The organism is Nonomuraea sp. NPDC003214, assembly GCF_053590035.1.
Map to the genome: position 1 here is coordinate 93,472 of NZ_JBSFSX010000017.1, position 21,623 is coordinate 115,094.

The 21,623-nt window shown below is 74.2% G+C and carries 23 protein-coding genes; 11 read left to right on the forward strand and 12 right to left on the reverse strand.

The features are described from left to right. Window positions 1-74: 74 nt before the first annotated feature. Window positions 75-542, forward strand: a complete 468-nt coding sequence (locus tag ACWDXC_RS38590; RefSeq protein ID WP_449990755.1) for a lamin tail domain-containing protein — start codon at window positions 75-77, stop codon at window positions 540-542. Window positions 543-554: 12 nt separating this feature from the next. Here the strand turns inward: ACWDXC_RS38590 and ACWDXC_RS38595 are convergent, their stop codons facing one another. The 3 genes from ACWDXC_RS38595 to ACWDXC_RS38605 form a co-directional block, all read right to left on the reverse strand. Beyond that, window positions 555-1,271 carry a hemerythrin domain-containing protein gene (locus ACWDXC_RS38595; RefSeq protein ID WP_449990758.1) on the reverse strand — a complete coding sequence of 239 codons (717 nt, stop codon included), beginning with the start codon at window positions 1,269-1,271 and terminating at the stop codon, window positions 555-557. Further along, a complete protein-coding gene (locus ACWDXC_RS38600) occupies window positions 1,268-1,495 on the reverse strand; it encodes a hypothetical protein (RefSeq protein WP_449990761.1) in 228 nt (75 codons plus the stop codon). The genes ACWDXC_RS38595 and ACWDXC_RS38600 overlap by 4 nt, the downstream gene beginning before the upstream one ends. A 76-nt stretch (window positions 1,496-1,571) precedes the next feature. Then, window positions 1,572-1,862, reverse strand: a complete 291-nt coding sequence (locus ACWDXC_RS38605; RefSeq protein ID WP_449990764.1) for a DUF3040 domain-containing protein — start codon at window positions 1,860-1,862, stop codon at window positions 1,572-1,574. A 136-nt stretch (window positions 1,863-1,998) separates the two neighbouring features. Between ACWDXC_RS38605 and ACWDXC_RS38610 the strand changes: the two genes are divergently transcribed. Then, window positions 1,999-2,421, forward strand: a complete 423-nt coding sequence (locus tag ACWDXC_RS38610) for a MarR family winged helix-turn-helix transcriptional regulator (RefSeq protein ID WP_219502117.1) — start codon at window positions 1,999-2,001, stop codon at window positions 2,419-2,421. A gap of 137 nt (window positions 2,422-2,558) precedes the next feature. Here the strand turns inward: ACWDXC_RS38610 and ACWDXC_RS38615 are convergent, their stop codons facing one another. Both ACWDXC_RS38615 and ACWDXC_RS38620 read right to left on the reverse strand, forming a co-directional pair. After that, window positions 2,559-2,804, reverse strand: coding sequence for a hypothetical protein (locus tag ACWDXC_RS38615; protein ID WP_449990767.1), 246 nt, complete (start codon window positions 2,802-2,804; stop codon window positions 2,559-2,561). 178 nt (window positions 2,805-2,982) lie between these two features. Continuing rightward, window positions 2,983-3,570, reverse strand: a complete 588-nt coding sequence (locus tag ACWDXC_RS38620; protein ID WP_364181698.1) for an ABATE domain-containing protein — start codon at window positions 3,568-3,570, stop codon at window positions 2,983-2,985. 85 nt (window positions 3,571-3,655) lie between these two features. On the opposite strand from ACWDXC_RS38620, the gene ACWDXC_RS38625 reads away from it, so the two are divergent. Continuing rightward, window positions 3,656-4,423, forward strand: a complete 768-nt coding sequence (locus tag ACWDXC_RS38625; RefSeq protein ID WP_449990769.1) for an MBL fold metallo-hydrolase — start codon at window positions 3,656-3,658, stop codon at window positions 4,421-4,423. Window positions 4,424-4,476: 53 nt separating this feature from the next. Here ACWDXC_RS38625 and ACWDXC_RS38630 read toward each other — a convergent pair whose 3' ends face one another. Further along, window positions 4,477-5,814 (reverse strand): Dyp-type peroxidase, encoded by a 1,338-nt coding sequence (locus tag ACWDXC_RS38630; RefSeq protein ID WP_449990772.1) that lies wholly within the window; start codon window positions 5,812-5,814, stop codon window positions 4,477-4,479. A 127-nt stretch (window positions 5,815-5,941) separates the two neighbouring features. Between ACWDXC_RS38630 and ACWDXC_RS38635 the strand changes: the two genes are divergently transcribed. Next, window positions 5,942-6,910: an MBL fold metallo-hydrolase gene (locus ACWDXC_RS38635; protein ID WP_449990774.1), complete on the forward strand. Its 969-nt coding sequence runs from the start codon at window positions 5,942-5,944 to the stop codon at window positions 6,908-6,910. A gap of 3 nt (window positions 6,911-6,913) precedes the next feature. On the opposite strand, the gene ACWDXC_RS38640 is transcribed toward ACWDXC_RS38635, so the two are convergent. After that, window positions 6,914-7,531 (reverse strand): NAD(P)-dependent oxidoreductase, encoded by a 618-nt coding sequence (locus ACWDXC_RS38640; RefSeq protein ID WP_449990776.1) that lies wholly within the window; start codon window positions 7,529-7,531, stop codon window positions 6,914-6,916. Window positions 7,532-7,672: 141 nt separating this feature from the next. Between ACWDXC_RS38640 and ACWDXC_RS38645 the strand changes: the two genes are divergently transcribed. Further along, window positions 7,673-8,140, forward strand: coding sequence for a MarR family winged helix-turn-helix transcriptional regulator (locus ACWDXC_RS38645; RefSeq protein WP_449990779.1), 468 nt, complete (start codon window positions 7,673-7,675; stop codon window positions 8,138-8,140). Window positions 8,141-8,172: 32 nt separating this feature from the next. On the opposite strand, the gene ACWDXC_RS38650 is transcribed toward ACWDXC_RS38645, so the two are convergent. Beyond that, window positions 8,173-9,144, reverse strand: a complete 972-nt coding sequence (locus ACWDXC_RS38650) for a DUF5937 family protein (protein ID WP_449990782.1) — start codon at window positions 9,142-9,144, stop codon at window positions 8,173-8,175. A gap of 78 nt (window positions 9,145-9,222) precedes the next feature. Between ACWDXC_RS38650 and ACWDXC_RS38655 the strand changes: the two genes are divergently transcribed. Next, window positions 9,223-9,681: a cupin domain-containing protein gene (locus tag ACWDXC_RS38655; protein WP_449990785.1), complete on the forward strand. Its 459-nt coding sequence runs from the start codon at window positions 9,223-9,225 to the stop codon at window positions 9,679-9,681. Then, entirely contained in the window at window positions 9,678-10,988 is a 1,311-nt protein-coding gene (locus ACWDXC_RS38660; RefSeq protein ID WP_449990788.1) for an FAD-binding oxidoreductase, read from the forward strand. Before ACWDXC_RS38655 ends, ACWDXC_RS38660 begins: the two co-directional genes overlap by 4 nt. Here the strand turns inward: ACWDXC_RS38660 and ACWDXC_RS38665 are convergent. Further along, complete coding sequence (locus ACWDXC_RS38665) at window positions 10,985-11,797, reverse strand: MBL fold metallo-hydrolase (RefSeq protein ID WP_449990819.1); 813 nt, start codon at window positions 11,795-11,797, stop codon at window positions 10,985-10,987. The genes ACWDXC_RS38660 and ACWDXC_RS38665 overlap by 4 nt on opposite strands. A gap of 170 nt (window positions 11,798-11,967) precedes the next feature. Here ACWDXC_RS38665 and pdxR point away from each other — a divergent pair, with 170 nt between their 5' ends. After that, complete coding sequence (pdxR, locus tag ACWDXC_RS38670; RefSeq protein WP_449990791.1) at window positions 11,968-13,395, forward strand: MocR-like pyridoxine biosynthesis transcription factor PdxR; 1,428 nt, start codon at window positions 11,968-11,970, stop codon at window positions 13,393-13,395. A gap of 5 nt (window positions 13,396-13,400) precedes the next feature. Here the strand turns inward: pdxR and ACWDXC_RS38675 are convergent, their stop codons facing one another. Together ACWDXC_RS38675 and ACWDXC_RS38680 are read right to left on the reverse strand one after the other, a co-directional pair. After that, complete coding sequence (locus tag ACWDXC_RS38675) at window positions 13,401-14,756, reverse strand: FAD-binding oxidoreductase (protein ID WP_449990794.1); 1,356 nt, start codon at window positions 14,754-14,756, stop codon at window positions 13,401-13,403. A gap of 124 nt (window positions 14,757-14,880) precedes the next feature. Further along, window positions 14,881-17,613 (reverse strand): BTAD domain-containing putative transcriptional regulator, encoded by a 2,733-nt coding sequence (locus ACWDXC_RS38680; RefSeq protein WP_449990796.1) that lies wholly within the window; start codon window positions 17,611-17,613, stop codon window positions 14,881-14,883. A gap of 121 nt (window positions 17,614-17,734) precedes the next feature. On the opposite strand from ACWDXC_RS38680, the gene ACWDXC_RS38685 reads away from it, so the two are divergent. From ACWDXC_RS38685 to ACWDXC_RS38695, 3 genes are read left to right on the forward strand one after another with little or no spacing between them, the layout of a single operon-like run. Beyond that, entirely contained in the window at window positions 17,735-18,187 is a 453-nt protein-coding gene (locus ACWDXC_RS38685; RefSeq protein WP_449990799.1) for a carboxymuconolactone decarboxylase family protein, read from the forward strand. Then, the gene (locus ACWDXC_RS38690; protein ID WP_449990802.1) at window positions 18,181-18,873 is read left to right on the forward strand and encodes an SDR family oxidoreductase; all 693 of its coding nucleotides are present in this window, start codon (window positions 18,181-18,183) and stop codon (window positions 18,871-18,873) included. Before ACWDXC_RS38685 ends, ACWDXC_RS38690 begins: the two co-directional genes overlap by 7 nt. A gap of 12 nt (window positions 18,874-18,885) precedes the next feature. Continuing rightward, window positions 18,886-20,175 (forward strand): FAD-binding oxidoreductase, encoded by a 1,290-nt coding sequence (locus tag ACWDXC_RS38695; RefSeq protein ID WP_449990804.1) that lies wholly within the window; start codon window positions 18,886-18,888, stop codon window positions 20,173-20,175. 345 nt (window positions 20,176-20,520) lie between these two features. Here the strand turns inward: ACWDXC_RS38695 and ACWDXC_RS38700 are convergent, their stop codons facing one another. After that, a complete protein-coding gene (locus ACWDXC_RS38700) occupies window positions 20,521-21,441 on the reverse strand; it encodes a hypothetical protein (RefSeq protein ID WP_449990806.1) in 921 nt (306 codons plus the stop codon). Between the last annotated feature and the right edge of the window lie 182 nt (window positions 21,442-21,623).

The window sequence follows — 21,623 nt, forward strand, 5'->3', positions numbered from 1 at the left end:
CCATTTTCCCGGTCAACCCGTGCGGTACGGGAGCCGTCTACTCCGTGTCCCCGTCCGCCCCTGTCAGGAGCACAATGGTGCGAACCGCCCATGCCGCCCTCGCCGCCCTCGCCGTCCTCACCACCTCGGCCGCCCTGCTCGCCGCCGCCGGTCCCGCGCAGGCCGCCGTGCCGCGCGTCCAGATCGTCAAGGTGTACTACGACTCCCCCGGGACCGACCGGCGCTCCAACTCCTCGCTCAACGGCGAGTACGTGGTCATCAGGAACACCACGCGGGCGCACGTCGACCTGGAGGGCTGGACGATCCGCGACCGGACCGGCTACCGCTACACGTTCGAGCCGGGGCAGGTGCTCAGGGCGGGCAGGAGCCTCACGCTGCGCACCGGCTCGGGCGACTCGGGCACGAGCACCGTCTACTGGGGGCGGCGCGCGTACGTGTGGAACAACGACAAGGACACGGCGTACGTGCGCACCCCGGCGGGCAGACTGATCGACTCCTGCTCCTACGACTCGGCCCGCAGCGACTGGGTGCGGTGCGACTGACCCCGCCCCGCCTCAGCGCCGCCGCACCCGAACGCGCCACTCGCCGGGCCCCTCGCTCAGGTACGTGAAGCCGTAGTCGCCGTCGGCCAGCTGCCAGCACAGCAGGTTGAGGTCGTGGCCGGAGCGCAGCTCGACCGCCTCGTCGCGGCCGAGCCTGCGCAGCCGGTCGCGTACGGCGTCGGCGGCCGCGGCCTGGGGCAGCGCGTCCAGGTCGATCACCGGCCCCTCGGTGAGCGGGAACCAGCGGTGCGGCTGCGCGCCGAGCGCGGCGGTCGCGGCGGCCGGTCGGCCGAGCGCGGCCAGGACGCGTTCCTCGGTGGCGAAGTGGCGTCCGAGCTGGGTGAGCAGGTCGCGGGTGAGGGTCGCGAGCCGCGCCGGGGAGCAGGGGTCCGAGGCCGCCCGGGTGATCGCGTCGACGGCGGCACGCAGCCGGGCGTGGTCGCGGGTCAGCCGTGACAGCGCGGGCGCGGCGCCGTAGGCGGGGAACAGCAGCCACTCCTCGTCCCTGATCTGCCGGATCACCTCGGCACGCAGGTAGGCGGTCAGGGCGCGGGCCTCCCGCTCCGGGGAGCCGCCCCGGGCCGCCGCCGCGAGCAGGGCCCGGGCGCGGGCGGTGACCTGGGCCAGGAGCTGGGCGTGCTCGCCGGTGAGGGTGTGCGGGGTCTCGCCGTCCCTGGGGCGCGCGGCCGAGGTCCTGGCGTGCCGCCTCAGCTCCGCGGGCCGGCTCATCGGGCGACGCTCCGCTCGGTGGGGAGCCGCTGGCCCGGCACGCTGTCCGGGGTCGGCTCAGGCCGAGCCGGGAGGGCGGGCGGCTCCTCCGGCTCACCCGGCGCGATCTCCGGGGCCTGTTCGGGCGGCGTGGCCCGTTCATGCTTGACGGCCCGCACGCCGAGGCCGAGCCCCAGGGCGACCGGCGCCAGGACCGTGCCCAGCGCGGCGACGATGGCGATCATTCGTTCCTCCGATATCCGCCCCGTACGGCCGGCGGGGCATCGATGGCCGGATCCTGCCGGTGTCCCGTACGCGCGCTCAGGGCCCGTACGTGCCCGCGTCGTGGCGCTCGCGCAGCCACCAGAAGCCCGCAGCCATGCCGGAGAACACCAGCCCGCCGACGCCCGACCCGCCCGCCAGGGAGAGCACGCCGAGCCCCAGGCTGAGCAGGAGCGGCAGCGTGAAGGCGGACGTGGCCGGGTCGCCGGACGGGGCGTCGTCCTCGAGAAGCCGGGCGTCGGTCGAGAAGTCCCGCGCGAAAGCCGGATCGTCGGCCAGCAGCCGGCACTGGATCTCCCGCAGCACTTCGCGATCTCGATCACTGAGCACGATACCTCCCCAGGACGCATTTGCATCGTAACACGATAGAAATCGGGCGAACATGGGCGGTCTGACATCACGTTGACCTGGACTGATGTGCTGTCGCTGCGCCGCGCGTCACCTCGTGACACGATAGACTTGTCCGGTGTCCGACCATGAGAGCCCGCCCCTGACCAAGCAGGACTTCGAGGCGCTAGCCCGCTTCCGCTTCGGGATCCGCAGCTATCTGCGCTTCAGCGAGGAGACGGTGCGCGCCGACGGTCTCACCCCGCAGCAATACCAGCTGCTGCTGGCGCTGAAGGGCTTCCCCGGGCGGGAGTGGGCGACCGTGCGCGAGCTCGCCGACCGGCTCCAGCTCCGCCACCACAGCGTCGTCGAGCTGGTCAACCGCGCCCAGTCGCAGGGCCTGGTCAAGCGGGAGGCCCACCCCGACGACGGCCGCGCCGTGCGCGTCCTGGTGACGCCGGAGGGCGAGCAGGTGCTGACCCGCCTGAGCGCCCTGCACCGCGACGAGCTGCGCCGCATGCACACCGTGCTGACCCTGCCCGTCTGGACCAGCACCGGCTGACGGCCCCCGGTCCGCCGCCCGCCCGGGTCACCGGCGGCGCCGGGCCGCCGCGCGGATGGCCTCGGCGTACGGCTCGTCGCCCGCGCGCGCGGCGGTCGGCAGGCTCCGGATGAGGCGCGCGTCCGCGTCCAGGCAGGTCATGCCAGGAGTCCGCCCGCCATCAGCAGCAGATGCAGCAGCACGAACACGCCGGGCACGATCCGCTCGGTGCTGCCGAGGTCGGCGTAGCGGCCCCGCAGCGGCCCGGTCCGGCCGGCCAGGAGCGCCTGCCACTCGCTGCCGAACGGCTGCACGGGCAGTTGCAGCTCGATCTCGTAGAGGGCGCCGTTCAGGTTGCCGCGTACGGCCTGCGCCTCCGCCGCCGGGTCGAGCCGATAGCGCATGCTCCGCCTGCGTCCGCGCCGCGTGCGGCCGCCCGAGACCCCCGGCGATGGCAGCCATCCTGAATGGAACGCCACCAGCTCCGCCCCCGTCAACGCATATATGCGGCCCCTCCTGTCACACAGGTGGATATATCCCCACCGGGGGAAACGGAGGGCGCGGGAACCCCCGGCCGCGGGGTCAGCCGGCCTGCGAGCGGGCGCGGCGGGCGTAGGCGCGGGCGGCGCGGGCGCGGTCGCCGCAGCGGACGGAGCACCAGTGGCGGCGGCCGCGGCTCAGCAGGAAGCGGTTGCAGGGCGCGGCCCCGCACGAGCTGAGGCGGCCGGCGTCCGGGCCGGTGAGGAGGTCGGCCGCGTCGGCCGCGAGGGCCGCGAGCGCGCGGTCGAGGATCTCGTTGACCGGGCACGGCGCCGCGCGGTACGGGCCGCGCCGGTCGTCCCAGTACAGCAGCGCCGCCGTGGGCGCCCCGCTCAGCGCGTCGTTGACGGCCGACAGCGCCGCGGGCAGGGCGGGCACCCCGGCCACGCGGGCGGCGAACAGCGACCTGACGTGCTCGCGCAGCGAGCGCAGCTGCGTCGCGCACATCTCCCGCACGCCGGCGTCGGCCGGGGCCAGGCCGCGCTCGGCCAGCCACCGGTTCGCCGCCTCCGGGGTGCCGAGAAGGTCGACGAACCGCCCTCCGGGCAGCGCGACGGCGCTGTTGGCGAAGTCGAGGGCGAGGTGGTCCGCCGCTCCCGGCGCGGGCGGCAGCAAAGGCTCGGCACTCATGGCTCTCATGGTACGGCTTGCGCTCATCCGTGAGACACCGCTACCGTCCTTCACGGATAAACGACTTCCCATCCGTGAGGAACCTATGACCGCTACCCATGTCCGCGTCCTCGGCGGCCCGACCGCCCTGTTCGAGTACGGCGGCCTGCGCTTCCTGACCGACCCGACCTTCGACGCCCCCCGCGACTACCTCGTGCCGCGCGGCCGGCTGACCAAGACGGCCCCCTCCGCCGCCGCCCCGGCCGACCTGGGCCGGATCGACGTGGTCCTGCTCTCCCACGACGAGCACCCCGACAACCTGGACGTCTCCGGCCGGGCGCTGCTCGCCGGCGTCCCCCTGACCCTCACCACGCCCGGAGGCGGCCAGCGCCTGGGCGGCGGCGCCAGGGGGCTGGCCGACTGGGAGGCGGTCGAGCTGGAGCGCCCCGGCGGCGGCACAGTCACGGTCACCGGCGTGCCCGCCGTCCACGGGCCCGGCGCCCGCGAGGACGTCGAGCCGTTCACCGGGCAGGTCGTCGGGTTCGTCCTGACCGGGGACGGGCTGCCCACCGTCTACGTCAGCGGCGACAACGCCTCGCTCGAACTCGTCGAGCGGATCGCCGAGCGCTTCGGCCCGGTGGACACCGCCGTGCTCTTCGCCGGGGCTCCCCGCTTCGACGTCCTCTTCGGCGGCGCGCCGATCGTCCTCGACAGCGCCCAGGCCGCCGAGGCCGCCAGGATCCTCGGCGCCCGCCAGGTGGTCCCCGTCCACTACGACAGCTGGGCGCACTTCACCGAGGGCCGCGACGAGCTGGTGGCCGCCTTCACCGCCGCCGGGCTGCTCGACCGCCTGGACCTGGGCGAGCGGGGCTGACCCCCGGGCGGCTCCCGCGCCGCGTCCGTCCTGACCCGGGGGGCGGTCCGGGGTCAGCGGGCGGGGAACAGCGCGTCCGCGAGGGAACGGCCGGGCCGGACCGCCGGGGGGATGGCGAAGACGGCGCTGCCGGTGTGCTGGATGAAGGCGTTGAGCCGGTCGCCGGCGTCGGCCATCTTGCGCTGGGCGCGGACGAAGTCGCCGGGGTCCCGCAGGTAGGCGCAGAACAGGGTGCCGGTGTCGTAGCTGTTGTGCCCGGCCCCGGCGTGGTCGTGCAGCGGGTCGTCGTGGCTGTGGCCGGGCTTGTCGCCCCCGGGGTGCTCGTGGCCGGCGTCCGAGGCGGGCGGCGCCTGGAAGGCGTAGTCGTAGTTGTACGAGCGCCGCAGCATGGGGATGCCGTGGACCAGGGCCACGTGGGAGTCGGCCGGGATGAGGGGTTTGCCGTCGGGCCCCTTCTTGCCGAAGTCCGCGGGGGTGAACTCGTGGCCGCCGCTGAGTGGGGCGCCGTTGTCGCGGCGGCGGCCGATGGACCGGTCCTGCTTGCCGGCGGTGGAGGTGTCCCAGGTGGGCAGGTCCATCCGGATCTTGCGGAAGACCAGGTAGGTGCCGCCGGTGAACCAGGACGGCTCGTCCGGCGCGGTGACCCGTACGGCGTCGTCGAAGGCGGCGGTGCCCGGCCTGGGGTTGGCGGTGCCGTCCTTGTGCCCGAACAGGTTGCGCGGGGTGGCGTCGCCGAACCGGCCGAGGAAGCCCTGCTGGCTCCAGCGCAGCCGGGCGAGGCCGGGGGCGCGGCCGCGCAGGGCGCGGAAGGCGTGGCTGATGCTCTGCGGGTCGTCGCCGCAGATCTGCACGAACAGCTCGCCGCCGCTCCAGGCGGGCTGGAGCTGGTCGGTGGAGAAGGCCGGCAGCCGGCGCAGGTGCCGGGGCCGCTCCTTCTTGCGGCCGATGCGGCCGAACAGCTCGGGTCCGAGGCCGAACGTCACGGTCAGCCGGGAGGGCGGCAGGCCGTCGGCGATGCCGGTGTCGGCGGGCATGCCGGGGCGGCTGGACGGGAGCGGTCCGGCGGGGCGGCCCCGCATGAGCCGTTCGGCGGCGGCGCTCCAGTGCTCCATGAGGCGCTGGAAGTTGGCGGCGATCCGTTCGGTGGGCAGGGGCTTGCCCTTGGGATCGGCGCTCTCGAGGTCGAAGGCGGCGAAGTAGGCGTAGAGCTGCTGGGGCGTGGCGATGCCGGGCTGCTGCGTCTCGTGACGCCGCTCCGGGGCCGCCTGCCTCGGCGGGGTGGCCGGCGCGTCGTCTCCCGTGAGGGCCAGTGCCCCGCTCGCGCCCGCGGTCGCCACGAGCGAGGTGACCAGGGTGCGCCGGGAGAAGGCAGGCGTGGACGAACTGGACATGGGTGTCCTCCAAGGCGAAGGGGGTCATAACCTTCAGGTAGCCTGAAGCCTAGGCGGCGGCACCGTCGCCCCTCTCCCCGGCCCCGCCCATGACCGCCCGAAACTCCCGGAAACGGCCCACACCCACATGAACCAGGCAGAGCACCCCGACCGGCTGGAGCGGGGACACCCGTTCCGGCAGTGGAAGACGTGGCGGATCCCCGGCACCGAGCTGACCCTCACCGGCTACTCCCGGGCGAACGACAAGACGTTCTTCCACATCCCCGAGCTGCGGTGCTGCCTCGACGCGGGCCTGTGCGAGGGGCGGCGGCCGGACACGGTCTTCCTCACCCACACCCACCACGACCACGCCAAGGACCTCGACCACCTGGCCGCCAACCCCTCCGGCGTGGACGTCTACCTGCCCGCCGAGGCGGTGCCGTACGCGGAGTCCTACATCCGCGCCTCCGCCGAGCTCAACCACGGGGCCGGGTTCGACCCCGCCCTGGCCGGGGGCCACCGCCTGCACGGCGTGGCCGGGGGCGACGAGTTCGGCTTCGGGCGCCGGGGACACCGGGTGCGCGTGGTGGAGTGCGAGCACAAGGTGCCCTGCGTCGGTTACGCCTTCTCGGAGCGGGTCAAGGCGCTGCGGCCGGAGTACGCGGAGCTGCGGCGGTCACTGGCGGAGCGGGGCAGGGGGGCCGAGTTCGGACGCCTGATGGCGCGCGAGCGTGAGAGGGGCGTCGAGGTCGACGCCCTGACCACCCGGCCGCTCTTCGCCTATCTGGGGGACACGCACGTGCGCGTCTTCGAGCGCAACCCCTGGCTGCTCGGCTACCCGGTCGTCATCACCGAGTGCACCTTCCTGGAGGACGGCGAGCTGGAGCGCGCGGACCGGGTCGGGCACACGGTGTGGAGCCGGCTGCGCCCGATCGTCGAGGCGAACCCGCGTACGCTGTTCGTCCTGATCCACTTCAGCCTGCGCCACTCCGACCGGGAGGTGCTGGAGTTCTTCCGGCGGCAGCGGGAGCGGCCCGGCGCCTCGCGGCCGGACAACGTCCTGCTGTGGGTCCACCCGGACAGCCATCTGCCGGAGCAGCACCAGCACCGCCCATGACCGTCAGCCGGGGCCGACGCCCAGGGCCCGGCGGTAGGTGGCGGGGTCGGCCAGGACGTCGAGCATGGCGCGGGCGAGGTCGCCGCGCGGCAGGCTCCAGCCGGGGACGCCGGCGTCCACCGCCGTGCGGTAGCGGCCGGAGGGCGGGTCGTCGGTGAGATAGGGCGGCCGCAGGACCGTCCAGTCGGTGTCGCCGGCCGCGAGGACGCCCTCCATCCGCTCCAGATCGCGGTAGACGTCGCGGTAGATCGCCCGCAGCAGCGGCCTGACGGTGAGGCGGTGCCACATCGGCTCGCCCGCACCGCCGCGCAGCACCGGCTGGGCGCTGACGGCGACGATCCGCCGCACCCCCGCCGCCGTCATGGCCTCCTGGATCGCCGTGACCGCCGCCGAGCAGACCGGGGCGGCGGCGCGCCCCCGCGGCCCGAGCGCCGACAGCACGGCGTCGTGCCCGGCCAGGACCGGGACCAGCGGCGCGGCGTCGAAGAGGCCGGCCACGACGGTGTCCGCGGGATCGCGCCGCGTGCGCACCACCGCCGTCACGTGGTGACCGGCGGCCCGCGCCCGCTCGACCAGCTCGCGCCCCGTGCCGCCGCTGGCGCCGAAGACGACGAGCTTCATCGGACGCCCCCCGCCCGGCGCGGCGGAAGGGCGGGCCCTCGCCCGCCGTCGCCCAGGATGCGCGCACGTGGATGAGCCACGACACCCCCATAGTTCAGATTTCTTAACTGTTCCATTTTTTGAACTGTATACTTCGTGACCATGTCCAGCAACTCCGACGCGATCCGGCGCGAGATCCTCGAACTGATCCCGCAGGTCGCCGTCTACTTCCGCGGGCACCCGCCACCGGGCATGCCCGACGGGCTGCGTACCGTCTTCGAGAGCCATTCGCTGACCCGGCGCCACGGCGCGGTCGTCACGCAGCTCGGCCTCGACTCCCCGCTGACGGTCTCCGAGCTGGCCGCGCGGCTGGGCGTCTCCCTGCCCAACGCCAGCGACCTGGTCAGCGACCTGTGCCGGGCCGGCCTGGCCGACCGCACCCCCGACCCGGCCAACCGGCGGCGCACGCTCGTCCTCCTCAGCCCCGCTCACCGCGACCTCGTGGCGGAGTTCCTGCGGCTACGGGCGGGCCCGCTCCTACGCGCGATGGACGCGCTCACGCCCGAGCAGCGGGAGGGCTTCCTGGCCGGACTGCGCGCGTGGGCCGCCGAGATCGCCGACGGTGAATGACCCGCCCGCGGCCGGTCCCGCCCCCGGCGCGCTCACCGAGGGCGGCGGGGGTGCGGCGAGGCGGCGGCCAGGAGGGCGCGGCCGGCGTCGGTGAGCTCGTGCGTGGCCGTGCGACCCGCCCGGCTGCTGTCGATCAGCCCGGCGTCGCGCAGGACCGTCAGGTGCTCGCTGGCCGTCGGGGCGGTCACTCCCACCAGCCGGGCCACCACGCCCGTCTGCAACGGGGTGACGAGCGCGGCCAGGATGCCCGCCCGGGTCGTCCCCAGCAGCCGGTCGAGGGATCGCGGCGTGGCCGGGGCCGCCCACAGGTAACGCCCGGACGCCGGATAGTAGATCGCCGGGGCCCAGTGGGCGGAGGTGGCGCACTGCACCCGGTCCGTGATGAACAGCGACGGGACGAGGATGAGCCCGTCCGGGCAGTCGACGTCGACGTCGACGGCCGACGCGACGGTGACGGTGTCGCCCTCCAGCGCCGTCGAGTGGTGCAGGCGCGGAAGGACCTCGCGCAGCCCCTCGCGGTTGACCTGGAGGGCCCGGTCCAGCATCTCGGCCCGCAGCGCCTGGCGCATGGACGGCCATTCCGGCTCCACGACCGCCTTCCAGAGGCGGCGCACCGCGCCGGCGGCCTCCGCCCTGACCCGGCCGGGGTCGCCGAGCAGCCGGCCCGGTCCGGCCTCCCGCCCGATCGCGGCGTCGGCGAGCTCGGCGCGGACCTGGTCCAGCGGGGTGGCGAGGAGGGCGGCCACGCACTCCTCGAACGACGGCTCGCTGGACATCGGCGACGGGTCGAGGAAGTCGGGCCGGTACGCGCCATCGGCCATGAAGATCGTGAGCGCGCCCAGGTCCAGCCCCGACAGGCGGTCGCGGCGACGGCGCAGCCACGGGTGGAACATCGGGTGACGCCGCGGCTCGGTCAGGAGCCGGGCGAGGCTGACCACCTCGTGGATCGGCGACATCGCCCACCGCACGCCCGCGGCCCCGGCCCCCAGTCGGTAGCGGATCATCTCCCCATTGTCGGGCACACCATTAGGCCAGGGCCGAAGTGAGCGCGAGCGGGCCGCGGAGTCACGAGACTCGGGGTCATGACGGAGACGAAGCCGACACCGGCGCGAACGATCCGGCTGGGCCCCGGCGGATCGGTCATCGAGGTCCTCGCCACCCCGGCGGAGACCGGCGGGACCGTGAGCCTCTACAGGTGGCGCATGTCGCCCTCCAGCCGGGGCCCTTCCCCGCACTTCCACACGACCTTCAGCGAGACCTTCGTCGTCGAGGAGGGCGAGGTCGGCTACTTCGACGGGCGGGCCTGGCGGACCCTGCGGGCCGGGGACACCGCGCACGCCGCGGCGGGCGCCGTGCACGCGATCCGGAAGGACCGCCCCGAGCCCGCCACCCTCCTCATGGCCCTCTCACCGGGCGTGCCCCGGGAGGAGTACTTCGCGCGGCTCGCCACCGTGACCGAGCGCGACGAGGGCAGGCTCCACGAAGCCCACGACAACCATTTCGCCGGCCTTGACCTTGACGAGAACCAGGAGGACAGATGACGAGCAACGACCTGCGCGGCGCCCTCAAGGGACGCGTGCTCCTGCCCGGTGACGACGGCTTCGACCAGGCGGCCGCCGCGTGGAATTTGACCGTCAGGCAGCCGGTGGCCGCCGTGGCGGAGGCCGCGGACGCCGGCGACGTGGCGGCGCTCGTCCGCTACGCGCGCCGGGCGGGCCTTACGGTGACCGCGCAGCCGAGCGGCCACGGCGCCTCGGGTGACGTGGAAGGCGTGATCCTGCTGCGTACCGGCCGGTTGAACGACGTGGAGGTGCGCGCGGAGGAGCGCGTGGCCAGGGTGGGCGCGGGCGCGAAGTGGGGGCAGGTGCTGGCGGCGGCCGGCCCGCTGGGGCTGGCCGGCCTGTCCGGCAGCGCGCCGGGGGTCAGCGTGACCGGCTACGCCCTGGGCGGCGGGATCGGCTGGTTCAGCCGCGCGTACGGCTTCGCCTCCGACAGCGTGCGCGCCCTCGACGTCGTGGACGCCGACGGCGAGCCGGGCCGGGTGACCGCCGAGTCCGACCCCGACCTGTTCTGGGCGCTGCGCGGCGGTGGCGGGGACTTCGCGGTGGTGACCGCCGTCGAGCTGGAGCTGTATCCCGTGCCGGTCCTGTACGGCGGGCGCGTGATCTGGCCGGAGCACCGGACCGGGGAGGTGTACGAGGCGTTCCTGGAGATCACCGCCGAGGCGCCGCGCGAGCTCAGCGTCTGGATCAACCGGTTCCAGCCGCCCGGCGCGCCGCCGATGGTGACGCTGGACCTGGCCTACCTGGGTGAGGCGGCCCGGGCCGAGGACCTGCTGGCGCGCCTCGGCAAGATCGAGGGCGCGATCTCCGACAGCCGGGGCGTCGTCCCCCTTGCCGAGCTGGGCGGCATCACCGCCGAGCCGACCGACCCCGCCCCGTCCATCGCCCGGGCGGAGCTGCTCACCGGCCTGGACGCGGACGCGGTGGAGCGCCTGCTGGCCAAGCCGGTCGAACCGCTCATCAACGTGCAGATCAGGCACCTGGGCGGGGCTCTCGCCGAGCCGGGCGGCGGCGCCGGTGCGAGCGGCGCGCTGACCGAGCCGTATCTGCTCGGCCTGCTAGGGCTCGGGCTGCCGCACGCGGCCGACGCGACGCGCGCCAAGCAGGCCGAGGTCGTGGCCGGCCTGGAGAGCCTCGTCAGCGGACGCAAGCCGTACACCATGCTCTCCCCCGGCGACACGGCGGCGCAGTCCTTCTCCGCCGGGACGCTCGCGCGGCTGCGGGAGATCAAGCGGGCCCGTGACCCGCACCACGTGTTCCGCGCGAACTACCCGGTGCTCGGCTAGCGGGAGCGGGCGAGGCGCTGGAGCTGGCCGGTGTGCACGTCGCTCACCCATTCCCAGCCGGGCTCGGCCGACGGCCCGATCCGGGGGTCGCTCGGCTCATGGCCGTCCCGCAGGGCGTGCACGTACGCCCGGTCCAGGGTGATCCGGACGCGGACCTGGCCCGCTCCGCCGGCGGAGCCGTGACCGGGGACGACGACGCCCGCGTCGCCCGCCGCCTCCTCCAGCAGCCGCAGCGCCTCCAGGTAGTCCTCGACCGGGTCGGCGGCGTCCAGGTCGAGCATCGGGACCAGGACGTCGGAGAGCATGTCGCCGGCGACGAGAACCCCGCGTTCCTCGATCAGCAGCGCCGCGTGGCCCGGCGCGTGCGCCCGGTGCTCGACGATCCGGACCCGGGGACCGTCCCAGGGGACGTACGCGGTCCCGGCGGGCAGGCCGGTGATGTCGCCGAGCAGGTCGAGCGGCACCTGCCCGGCGACTTCCGTGCCGATCAGGTGGTCGGCGACGCGGGCCTTCGCGTCCGGGTCCGCGAGCTGGTCGCGTACGGCGGCCGCGCAGCGCGCCGTGCCGTGGCGGGGCGCCTGGCCGAGCCGGGGGTGCCAGAGCAGGTGATCCCAGTCGGGATGGGTGGAGAACCCCGCCACGACGGGCTGTCCCAGCTCGTGCAGGTCGTCCGCGAGGCAGCCGAGCTCGGCGCCGGTCACGCCGGGGTCGATGAGCAGCACCCCGGCCGCGCCCCGCACGACGACGGCGTTGGTCCGCACGAACATGCTCTGGTGGATCAGCACCCCCTCGGCGACCTGCGTCAGCATGGCCACGCCCGGCGGTCCGCGGTCGTCGTGCGGTGCCGGGGCGCCTGCCCGGGCTCGGTGCCGTTCATCCGCCGCCTCCTGCGATGGGTGCCGTGGTGCCGGAGGGAGCCGTGCCCCGCCAGGTCACACAGTCTGGCCGGACGGGGCGCCCGCCGGTAGGGTCCGATCCTATGGGGCGTTCGAGGACCGGTTCCGGCCTGGCCGAGGACCTGCTCATCGAGCTGGACCGCGACGCCGGGGTGCCGCTGCACCGGCAGATCGAGACGTCCATCCGCGCGGGCATCCGGGCCGGCCGGCTGCGGGCGGGCGCCTCGCTGCCGCCCTCCCGCACCCTGGCGGCCGGGCTCGGCGTTTCCCGTGGCGTGGTCGTCGAGGCCTACCAGCAGCTCGTCGCCGAGGGCTACCTCGCCAGCCGGTCGGGCGGCTACACGCAGGTCGCCGCGTCGATGCCGCCGGTGGCCGCCGGCGCGGCCCCCGCGACCCCGGCGGCGCACGACCGCGGCTTCCGGGTCGACTTCGGGTACGGGCGCACCGACGTGTCGCAGTTCCCCCGGGCTGCCTGGCTGCGCTCGGTCCGCGCCGTGCTCACCGCCACGCCCAACGACCGGTTCGCCTACCTCGACGGTCGTGGCGTGCCGGAGCTGCACACGGCCCTGTGCGACTACCTCAACCGGGTGCGCGGCACCTCCGCCGCGCCGGGCCACGTGGTCGTCTGCGGCGGCTACGGGCAGGGCATCGCGCTGCTGATCCAGGTGCTCGTCCAGCACGGCGCCAGGCGGATCGCCCTGGAGGACCCCTCGTCCAACGACGACGCCCTGGTGCTGGCCCGCGCCGCCGGACTGGAGGTGGTCGGCGTCCCGGTGGGCCCGGACGGCGTCGAGGTCGGCGCGCTCCACCGGGCCGACGCCGACGCGGTCGTGCTCACGCCGTCGCACCAGTGGCCCACCGGCGGAGTGCTGTCGGCCCCGGCGCGGGCGGAGGTGATCCGCTGGGCGAAGCGGCGCGGCGCGCTCGTGATCGAGGACGACTACGACGCCGAGTACCGTTACGACCGCTCGCCGGTCGGCGCCATGCAGGGACTGGCGCCCGATCACGTCGTCTACTGCGGCACGGCCAGCAAGACGCTCGCGCCCGGGTTGCGGCTCGGCTGGCTGGTCGTGCCCGCCCGGCTGGTGGGCGACGTCGCCGCGGCGAAGGTGCTCGCCGACCGGGGGTCGCCGGTCATCGACCAGCTGACGTTCGCCGACTTCCTGGCGCGCGGGGAGTTCGACCGCCACCTGCGCCGGATGCGCCCGGTCTACCGCCGCCGCCGTGACGCGCTGCTGGACGCCCTGCGCACCCACCTGCCCGAGCTGCGACCGGCCGGGATCGCCGCCGGGCAGCACGTGGTCGCCTGGCTCCCGCCCGGCCTCGACGAGGCGGAGGTGGTGGCCGCCGCCGCCCGGCGCGGGCTCGGCATCCACGGCGTCGGCCCGTACCGGATCACCGGCGCCGGGCCGGGCGGCCTGATCTTCGGCTACGCCATCCTCAGCGAGGCCGCCATCGCCGAGGGGGTCGCGCTGCTCGCGGCGGCCGTGCGCGAGGTACGGGGACGCTGACGCCGTCAGCATGCCGGGCGGATGTTCTGGTTCAGGTGGAACACGTTGGCCGGGTCGTACGCGGTCTTGAGCTCGGTCAGCCGGGCCAGCTTCGCGGCCGGGTACGCCCGCCGCACGCCGCTCTGCCCCTCGGCCAGCTCGTCGGCCGTCAGCGAGTTGACGTACACGCCGCTCGCGTACGGTTCGAGCGACGCCCCGGCGGCGCGGGCGGCGCCCATCCTGGCGTCGTCCTCGGCCGGGTCGGTCCAGCGGGACCCGGCCCCGAACTCGAACATCGTGCCCCGGTGGCCGAACGCCGCGTCCGCCTCGGGGACGTCGGCGATCGCGCCGCCGTGCGCCTGCAGGCCGACACCCGGCAGGTACGGGTCCGCGCTCAGGTCGGCGCCGCCGCGCAGCAGGAACGCCTCGATCGCCGCGGTGGGGAATCGCCGCAGGTAGTGCGCCTTGGCGTAGCGGCGGTAGGCGTGGCCGCCGGTGGAGTCGTCGCGCCGCTGGAGTTCGAGGTAGGACGGGGTGGTGACGCGTGAGGCGACGGGACGCCCGAGCGCCCGCATCGCGGGGAGCAGCCGTCGGCCCTCGTCCGGGTCGCCGACCCACACGAACCCCACCGTGGCGATCGGGCCTTCCGGGCCGCTGCCGACGCCGGCGGTGAACGTCGCCTGCCGGGGCGCGACGGCGTTCAGGTCACGCCAGCCCTCGAGGACCGGGACGGCGTCCTCGGCGCGGAAGTCGAACTCGGCGACCAGCGTCCGCGTGCCCGTGCGATGCAGCCGGAACTCGAACTCGGTGACGACGCCGAAGTTGCCGCCGCCGCCGCGCAGGCCCCAGAACAGGTCGGGGTTCTCGGCACGGCTGGCGGTCACCACGTCCCCCTCGGCGGTGACCATCGTGTACGAGATGACGTTGTCGCAGGCCAGGCCGTACTGGCGGGCCAGCCAGCCCATGCCGCCGCCGAGCGTGAGCCCGCCGACGCCGGTGTGCGAGACGTTGCCGGCGGTGGTGGCCAGGCCGTACGCCTGGGACGCGCGGTCCAGCGCGCCGAGCAGCGCGCCGCCCTGCACCCGGGCCCGGCGGCGGGCCGGGTCGATCCGCACGCCGCCCATGGGCGTCAGGTCGATCATGAGTCCGCCGTCGGGGACGGCGAAGCCGGCGGCGTTGTGGCCGCCGCAGCGCACCCCGATCTCCAGGTCCAGCTCCCGCGCCAGCCGCACGGCGGCGACCACGTCGGCGACGCCCGCCGCGCGGACGATCATCCGGGGCCGCCGGTCGACCATGGCGTTCCAGACGGTGCGGGCGCTGTCGTAACCGGCGTCGCCGGGGGTGAGGAGCCGGCCGTCGAAGCGAGTCGCTGTCGTTGTCATGCCCTGAGCGTGACACCGATCGGTACCCTCGATAAGGGCCGATCGCGCAGCCGCCCGGAGGACCAATTCCGGCCCCGCATCTGCACCGCCCGGGCATCTGGACCGGAGCCGGGACCCTGGCCCTTCAGGGGCCGGCCGCCAGCCCTGCGAGGCCGGTGCGGGCGCGGGACTGCTCGGCGAGGTCGCCCACCTCGACGGCCGCGTCGAGCGCGTCCTGGTAGAGACGCCGCGCCCGGCCGGTCTCGCCGAGCGCCAGTGCGGCCGTGGCCAGGCCGTTGAGGGCCTTGGCCTCGCCGCGCCGGTAGCCGAAGCGGCGGTACAGCTCCAGGGCGTCGCCGTGGTGCGCGCCCGCCTCGGCGGGCCGGCCGAGGCGCAGGCAGGCGGTGCCGAGGTGGTGCAGGGCGTCGGCCTCCCCGCCCCGGCTGCCGATGGCGCGGAAGATCTCCAGCGCCTCGCGGTGCAGGGCGTCCGCCTCGGCGAAGCGGCCCTGCCGTTCCTGCGCGACGCCGAGGTAGTCCGTGGTCACCGCCTCGCCGAAGCGGTCGCCGAGCTCGCGGAACAGCTCCAGCCCCCGGCGCAGCGCGGCGAGCGCGCCCTCGTGGTCGCCGGTCGCGGCCCGTACGTCGCCCAGGCCGGTCAGCGCCCGCGCCTGGCCGCGGCGGTCGTCGGCGGCCCGGCAGGCGGTCAGGGCCCGGTCGAAGTGCTCCGCCGCGAGCCGGTGGTCGCCCTGCAGGTGGTGCACCCAGCCGAGGTCGGTCAGCGCCCGGCCCTCACCGGCGGGGTCCGCGAGCCGCCGGGCCGCCTCCAGCGCCCTGCCGTACAGGGTGCGGGCGTCGTCGTGCAGCGCGTGGTCGTACAGGTAGCGGTAAAGGGTTGTGGCCAGCGCTCCTGTGTGGGCCGGCCAGTCGGTGTCGCAGGCGTGCGCGGCGGTCCGTACGAGATTGCCGCGTTCGGCGTCGAGCCAGGCGAGCGCTTCGGCGGCGTCGCGGAAGCGCGCCGCCGGGCGGCCGGTCCTCGGCCGCCGGTGCGCGCTGTCGGGATAGAGCAGGTCCATGGCGGCGGAGGCGGTGCACAGGTGGTGGTCGAGCAGCCGGGTCATGGCGGCGTGGCGTTCGGCGGGCGGTTCCTCGGCGGCGGTGTCGTGGGCGTACTGGCGCAGCAGGTCGTGGAAGCGGTAGCGGCCCGGCTCGTGCTGCTGGAGCATGTGCGTGTCGAGCAGCGACTCCAGCGTGTCCTCGGCGTCGGCGACGTCGAGCCCGGCCAGCGCGGCCGCGGCGGGCGGGGTGACGTCGCGGCCGGGGTGGAGACCGAGCAGGCGGAACAGGTGGCGCTCGGTGTCGTCGAGCTGCTGGTAGGACAGGGCGAACGCGGCCGCCACGCCGCGCTCGGCGGTGGCCAGCTCCGACAGCCTGCGCCGTTCGTCGCGCAGGCGCTGGGCCAGGTAGGCGACGCTCCAGCGGGGCCGGTGCCGCAGCCGCGCCCCGGCGATCCGTACGGCGAGCGGCAGGAACCCGCACAGCAGCAGGACCTCGGCCACCGCGTCGGGCTCCCGTACGGCGCGTTCGCCCACGATCCGGGTGAACAGGTCGGTGGCGTCGGCGGCGGGCAGCACCTCCATGGGCAGGGACCGGACGCCGTCGAGATCGGTCAGCCGGCGCCGGCTGGTGATGAGGACGAGGCTGCCGGAGGGGCCGGGGAGCAGCGGGCGTACGTGCGCGGAGTCGGCGGCGTTGTCCAGGACGACGAGGACGCGGCGGCCGGCCAGCTCGGCCCGCCACAGCGCGGCGCGCTCCTCCAGGTGGGCGGGGACGGCCTCGGCGCGGACGCCGAGCTGGCGCAGCAGGGCCTCCAGCGCCTCGGACGTGCTCACCTGCTGCCTGCCCGCCGTGTGCGCGTGGAGGTCGACGAAGAGGCGGCCGTCGGGGTAGTGGTCGGCCAGCTGGTGGGCGGCGCGCACGGCGAGGGCGGTCTTGCCGATGCCGGCCATGCCGTCGATCGCGGTGATCGACGGCATGGGGCCGTCCCCGGCGATCAGCTGGGTCAGCTCGGCGGTGCGGCCGGCGAAGTCGGCGACGTCGTAGGGCAGGTACGTCGCGCTCTTCCCCTTCGGGCTCTCGCCGGCCCGTACGTCGGGGCCCTGGAGCACGGTCTCTTCCACGGACAGGAAGGCGGGCCCCGGGTCGAGGCCCTGCTCATGGGCCAGCCGGGACCGGTAGGCGCGTCCGGCGGCCAGCGCGTCGGCCTGCCGTCCGGCGCGGTGCAGGGCCAGCATGAGCTGCCCGGTCAGCCGCTCGCGCAGCGGGTGGGCGGCCAGCTCCGCGCCGAGCCGGTCGATCAGGTCCTCGTGGCGTCCCTCGGCGAGCTCCAGGTCGGCCAGCCGTTCCACGGCGGTCAGCCGCCGGTCCTCCAGCCGCGCGCGGGCGTCCGGCGCGTACTCCGCCTGCACGTCGGCGAGCGCGGGCCCGCGCCACAGCTCCAGCGCCGAGCGCAGCCGCCCGGCGGTGTGCCGTGGATCGTCCTCGGCCGTGGCCGTGAGCGTGGTGAAGTCCTCCAGGTCGAGCTGGCCGGGCCGGGTGGTGAGCACGTATCCGGCCACGCTCGTCCGGAGCTGGTCGGCCACGCCTGCCGCGCGAAGGACGCGCCGGATCGCCGCGAGCGCGGCGTGCACCTGGGCGCGCGCGGTGTCCGGGGGCGCCGGCCCCCACACCGCGTCGATCAGCCGTTCCACGCTCTGGGCGCGTCCCGCGTGGAGCAGCAGGTGACCGAGGAAGGCACGGTGCCGGGGGGCGAGGGCGGGCAGCGGCCGGTCGCCTGCCGAGACCTCCACGGGACCCAGGATCAGGAAACGCGCAGACACCCCAGGATCGTACAAGTCACGGCATATGGGCGCTCCATAGCTCGCGCATAGCCGGCGCATCAAAGCCCTTGCCGAGACTCGTCAGCGGAAAGCGGCAACCAACTCTGCTGAGGAGTCACTCATGGAAGCACGGATGAAGAACCCCGCCCTGGTGCTGCCGGGCGCGATGCAGGCGCTGCTCGCGCTCGGCAAGGCGGCCGACGAGGCCGGGCTGCCGAAGGTCACGGTCGACCTGGTGCTGCTGCGGGCCAGCCAGATCAACGGATGCAGCGTGTGCGTGGACATGCACGCCAAGGACCTGCGCAAGCAGGGCGAGAGCGACGAGCGGCTGTTCGCCGTGGCCGCCTGGCGCGAGGCGCCGTACTTCACCGACGCCGAGCGCGCCGCGCTCGCCCTGACCGAGGAGGCCACCCGGCTGTCCGACGGCGGCATGGTCAGCGACGCGGTGTGGGACGAGGCCGCGGACCACTACTCCGAGCAGGAGCTGGCCGGACTGCTGCTGCAGATCGCCACCGTCAACCTGTGGAACCGGCTCAACGCCGCCACCCGTCAGGTCGCGGGCGCGGCATGGTGAGCGTCGCCCTCGTCACCGGGGCCACCCGGGGCATCGGCCTGGCGACCGCCCGGCTGCTGACCGAACGCGGCGTCACCGCGATCGTCGGCGCGCGCGACGAGGCCGCCGCCGAGCGGCTCGGCCTGCCGTACGTGCGCCTGGACGTCACGGACCCGGCCGGCGTCCGCGCCGCCGCCGAGCGGATCGAGCGGGAGTACGGCGGGCTCGACATCCTCGTCAACAACGCCGGGATCGTCCTGCCCGACGGGCCGCCGAGCGAGGCCACCGCCGAGCAGGCCCGGTTCATCTACGAGACGAACGTGTTCGGCGTCATCGAGGTCACGAACGCGATGCTGCCGATGCTGCGCCGCTCCCCTGCGGGGCGCGTGGTGAACGTCTCCAGCGAACGCGGCTCGATCACCCGCGCCCTGGACCGGGAGCACCCGCTGTGGCCGATGCTCAACGTGACCTACTGCTCGGCCAAGGCCGCGCTCAACATGATCACCGTGTCCTACGCCAAGGAGCTGCTGGACACCCCCGTCAAGGTCAACGCGGTCGACCCGGGCTGGGTGAAGACCGACATCAACCACGGCGCCGGGATCAAGACGCCCGAGGAGGGCGCCGCGCCGATCGTGGCCATGGCGCTGCTCGGCCCGGACGGCCCCACCGCCGCCTTCGTCCAGGACGAGGGCCCCATCCCCTTCTGAAGGAGTACATGCATGCGTGACATCGTGCGAGGCCAGGTGTTCCTGCCTGGCGACGACGGGTTCGACCGGGCCGCCGCGCCCTGGGCGATCGGGGTGCGCCAGCCGGTGGTCGCGGTCGCCGAGGTGGCCGACGCCGCCGACGTGGTGGCGCTCGTCCGCTACGCCCGCCAGGCCGGGCTGACCGTCACCGCCCAGCCGTCCGGTCACGGCGCCTCCGGTGACGTCGACGGGACGATCCTGGTACGCACCGCCCGCCTGGACGAGATCACCGTCGACCCGGCCGGGCGGGTGGTCCGGGCCGGGGCGGGCGCGCGGTGGGGGCAGGTGCTGGTCGCGACCGGCAAGCACGGCCTCACCGGGCTGGCGGGCAGCAGCCCGGTGGTCTCCGTCGCCGGGTTCGTCGCCGGCGGGGGCGTCTCCTGGTTCGGCCGTGCGTACGGCTGGGCCGCCGACTCCGTGCGCGCGTTCGAGATCGTCGACGCCGGGGGCGAACAGGTGCGGGTCACGGCGGACTCCGACGCCGACCTGTTCTGGGCGCTGCGCGGCGGTGGCGGCGACTACGGGATCATCACCGCCGTCGAACTGGACCTGTACGAGGTGCCCGGCCTGTACGGCGGGCGCGTCGTGTGGCCGGCGGAGCGCACCGGCGAGGTGTTCGAGGCGTTCCGGACCATCACGGCCGACGCGCCGCGCGAGCTGTCGCTGTGGCTCAACCGGACGGCCCCGCCGCCCCCCGCCCCGGCGACCGTCGGCATCGACGTGACCTTCCTCGGCGGGGCGGCCGAGGCGGAGGACCTGCTGGCCCCGCTGGCGGCGATCGGCGGCAGCCTGTCGGACAGCCGCGGCCCCATGGACGTCGCCGACCTGGGCGCCATCGCCGCCGAGCCGGTCGACCCAAGCCCGATGCTGGCCCGCACCGAGCTGCTGACCGCGCTGCCCGTGGACGTCCTCGCGGACGCCGACCTCGCGCCGCTGCTGAACCTGCAGATCCGGCACCTGGGAGGCGCCCTGGCCGAGGCGCGCTCGGACGGCGGCCCCGGCGGTGCGCTCGGCGAGCCGTACCTGCTCTACCTGCTCGGGCTGCGGCTGCCGCACCTGACCGAGGCGGTGGAGGCCAAGCAGGCCGCGCTGGTGGCGCAGCTCGGCGAGGCGGTCAGCGGGCGCAAGCCGTACACCTTCCTCGCCCCTGGCGAGAGCGCCACCCAGGCCTTCCCCGCCGAGGTGCGGGCACGCCTGGCGCGGATCAAGCGCGAGCGCGACCCGGGCGGCGTCATCCGCGCCAACTTCCCGATCACGAGCTGAGCCGGCCGGTCGCCGAGGGCCGCCTGAGAAGCGGAAAGGGCCACATCCCGTGTGGGGATGTGGCCCTTGCCCTTGGTGGGCGATACTGGGATCGAACCAGTGACCTCTTCGGTGTGAGGTCGATCATGTGACTAGGTGTTCTGGCTGCGCAATCCCTCATGCCCGTGCACTGCCGTGCATGATCGAACACTGCGGTTCTTGGGCTAGGTTGGTCAATCGATCCTGTTCAGGCCAGTTCAGGCCAGATCGCTTGGCGTGGCTCCCAATCACGCATGTCACGGTCAAGCCCAATAGCTCAATCCATCTCCACCACTCGTGGCACATGCTCCACCGGCAACCGGTGAATCAGCTTGCCGCCCTCCCCTGGTACCAGCTGCACGATCTCCCCTTCGGGCAATGCTCGGAGCTCTTCCACTGGGTGAGACATATTGGCCGCTGGAAGATGTACTGCTCCTCGATATCGAACTCGATCGCGTAGCTGCCGAGGTCGACTGCCAACGGGCGCGTTCGGATGATGGCGCTGCCGAGGGTGGCCTGGGCCATGATCACCCGAGCTGCAGATGCTTCGATCGAAATGCTGTACCAGTCTGATGAATAGACCTGCCCCAGCAGGAGGTCCGCAACGGAAGCCATCCGGTGCATCTGTTCCTCGGTTAGGCCGTCAAGCGGCGGGAACGTCACTCGCATCAGGGTGTATTGCTGGAAGATGAGCAGTGCCTTGGTGAACTCCATCAGGTCGGCGGCACGCCGGGGCATCGAGGAAACCCCGTCCGGCACCGCTACTCGATGCCCGAGTTCACCCGCGCCCTGTACTGCCAGCACCGTCGCATTGCCCGGCAGAAGATCACGGAGAAACCGCAGCGACGAACACACCTGCCCCGGTGTCTTCCCGGTGAGGTCATTGAGTACGAAGTGGAAGCCATAGCGCCCACTGATTGCGTTGGCCGTCACCACCATCGTGAAGGCACCAGCGGGATCCTGCGCCGTGAGGCTGTAGCCTCCCTCGACCTGACCGGCAGACCGGGCCGGATCAACCAGGGGGACGCGATGGAGGACTTCGCCGTTGTGGTCCAAGAGCCGGACTTTGAGATCGGGAAGCAAGGTGTCGACGCTGGGGACGAAGTAGATCAGTCCTGGTCCATTGTCAGCGAGGCCAGTGGGATCGTTCAGGACCGTCACCACTCCGGGGATGTGCTGCAGCCTGGTCCCGTACTCCCAGAACTTACGAACCGCTGCGGCCTCGGGCGATCCCGGCTCGGGTGTCAAGTGGAAGTGTGTCCGGATCGGCCGTAGGTGGGCCATGCCTTCTGTGCGATAGAAGGCCCGTATGATTACGCAGCGGGTGGCATCAATACTGAGCCGTTTTCATCCCCGGCGGCGGGCTGCTGATCACAGCATGATCGCAAGGTTCACGTTCGCCTGCTGACATGGCGAAACCCCTGGTAGAC

Coding starts and splice junctions, on each gene's coding strand:
- pdxR (WP_449990791.1), top strand. CDS start 11,968: ATGGGGCGTTCGAGGACCGGTTCCGGCCTGGCCGAGGACCTGCTCATC.
- ACWDXC_RS38685 (WP_449990799.1), top strand. CDS start 17,735: ATGGAAGCACGGATGAAGAACCCCGCCCTGGTGCTGCCGGGCGCGATG.
- ACWDXC_RS38665 (WP_449990819.1), bottom strand. CDS start 11,797: ATGCTGACGCAGGTCGCCGAGGGGGTGCTGATCCACCAGAGCATGTTC.
- ACWDXC_RS38625 (WP_449990769.1), top strand. CDS start 3,656: ATGACCGCTACCCATGTCCGCGTCCTCGGCGGCCCGACCGCCCTGTTC.
- ACWDXC_RS38590 (WP_449990755.1), top strand. CDS start 75: ATGGTGCGAACCGCCCATGCCGCCCTCGCCGCCCTCGCCGTCCTCACC.
- ACWDXC_RS38675 (WP_449990794.1), bottom strand. CDS start 14,756: ATGACAACGACAGCGACTCGCTTCGACGGCCGGCTCCTCACCCCCGGC.
- ACWDXC_RS38600 (WP_449990761.1), bottom strand. CDS start 1,495: ATGATCGCCATCGTCGCCGCGCTGGGCACGGTCCTGGCGCCGGTCGCC.
- ACWDXC_RS38615 (WP_449990767.1), bottom strand. CDS start 2,804: ATGCGCTATCGGCTCGACCCGGCGGCGGAGGCGCAGGCCGTACGCGGC.
- ACWDXC_RS38645 (WP_449990779.1), top strand. CDS start 7,673: ATGTCCAGCAACTCCGACGCGATCCGGCGCGAGATCCTCGAACTGATC.
- ACWDXC_RS38650 (WP_449990782.1), bottom strand. CDS start 9,144: ATGATCCGCTACCGACTGGGGGCCGGGGCCGCGGGCGTGCGGTGGGCG.
- ACWDXC_RS38655 (WP_449990785.1), top strand. CDS start 9,223: ATGACGGAGACGAAGCCGACACCGGCGCGAACGATCCGGCTGGGCCCC.
- ACWDXC_RS38630 (WP_449990772.1), bottom strand. CDS start 5,814: ATGTCCAGTTCGTCCACGCCTGCCTTCTCCCGGCGCACCCTGGTCACC.
- ACWDXC_RS38640 (WP_449990776.1), bottom strand. CDS start 7,531: ATGAAGCTCGTCGTCTTCGGCGCCAGCGGCGGCACGGGGCGCGAGCTG.
- ACWDXC_RS38595 (WP_449990758.1), bottom strand. CDS start 1,271: ATGAGCCGGCCCGCGGAGCTGAGGCGGCACGCCAGGACCTCGGCCGCG.
- ACWDXC_RS38690 (WP_449990802.1), top strand. CDS start 18,181: ATGGTGAGCGTCGCCCTCGTCACCGGGGCCACCCGGGGCATCGGCCTG.
- ACWDXC_RS38635 (WP_449990774.1), top strand. CDS start 5,942: ATGAACCAGGCAGAGCACCCCGACCGGCTGGAGCGGGGACACCCGTTC.
- ACWDXC_RS38695 (WP_449990804.1), top strand. CDS start 18,886: ATGCGTGACATCGTGCGAGGCCAGGTGTTCCTGCCTGGCGACGACGGG.
- ACWDXC_RS38660 (WP_449990788.1), top strand. CDS start 9,678: ATGACGAGCAACGACCTGCGCGGCGCCCTCAAGGGACGCGTGCTCCTG.
- ACWDXC_RS38620 (WP_364181698.1), bottom strand. CDS start 3,570: ATGAGTGCCGAGCCTTTGCTGCCGCCCGCGCCGGGAGCGGCGGACCAC.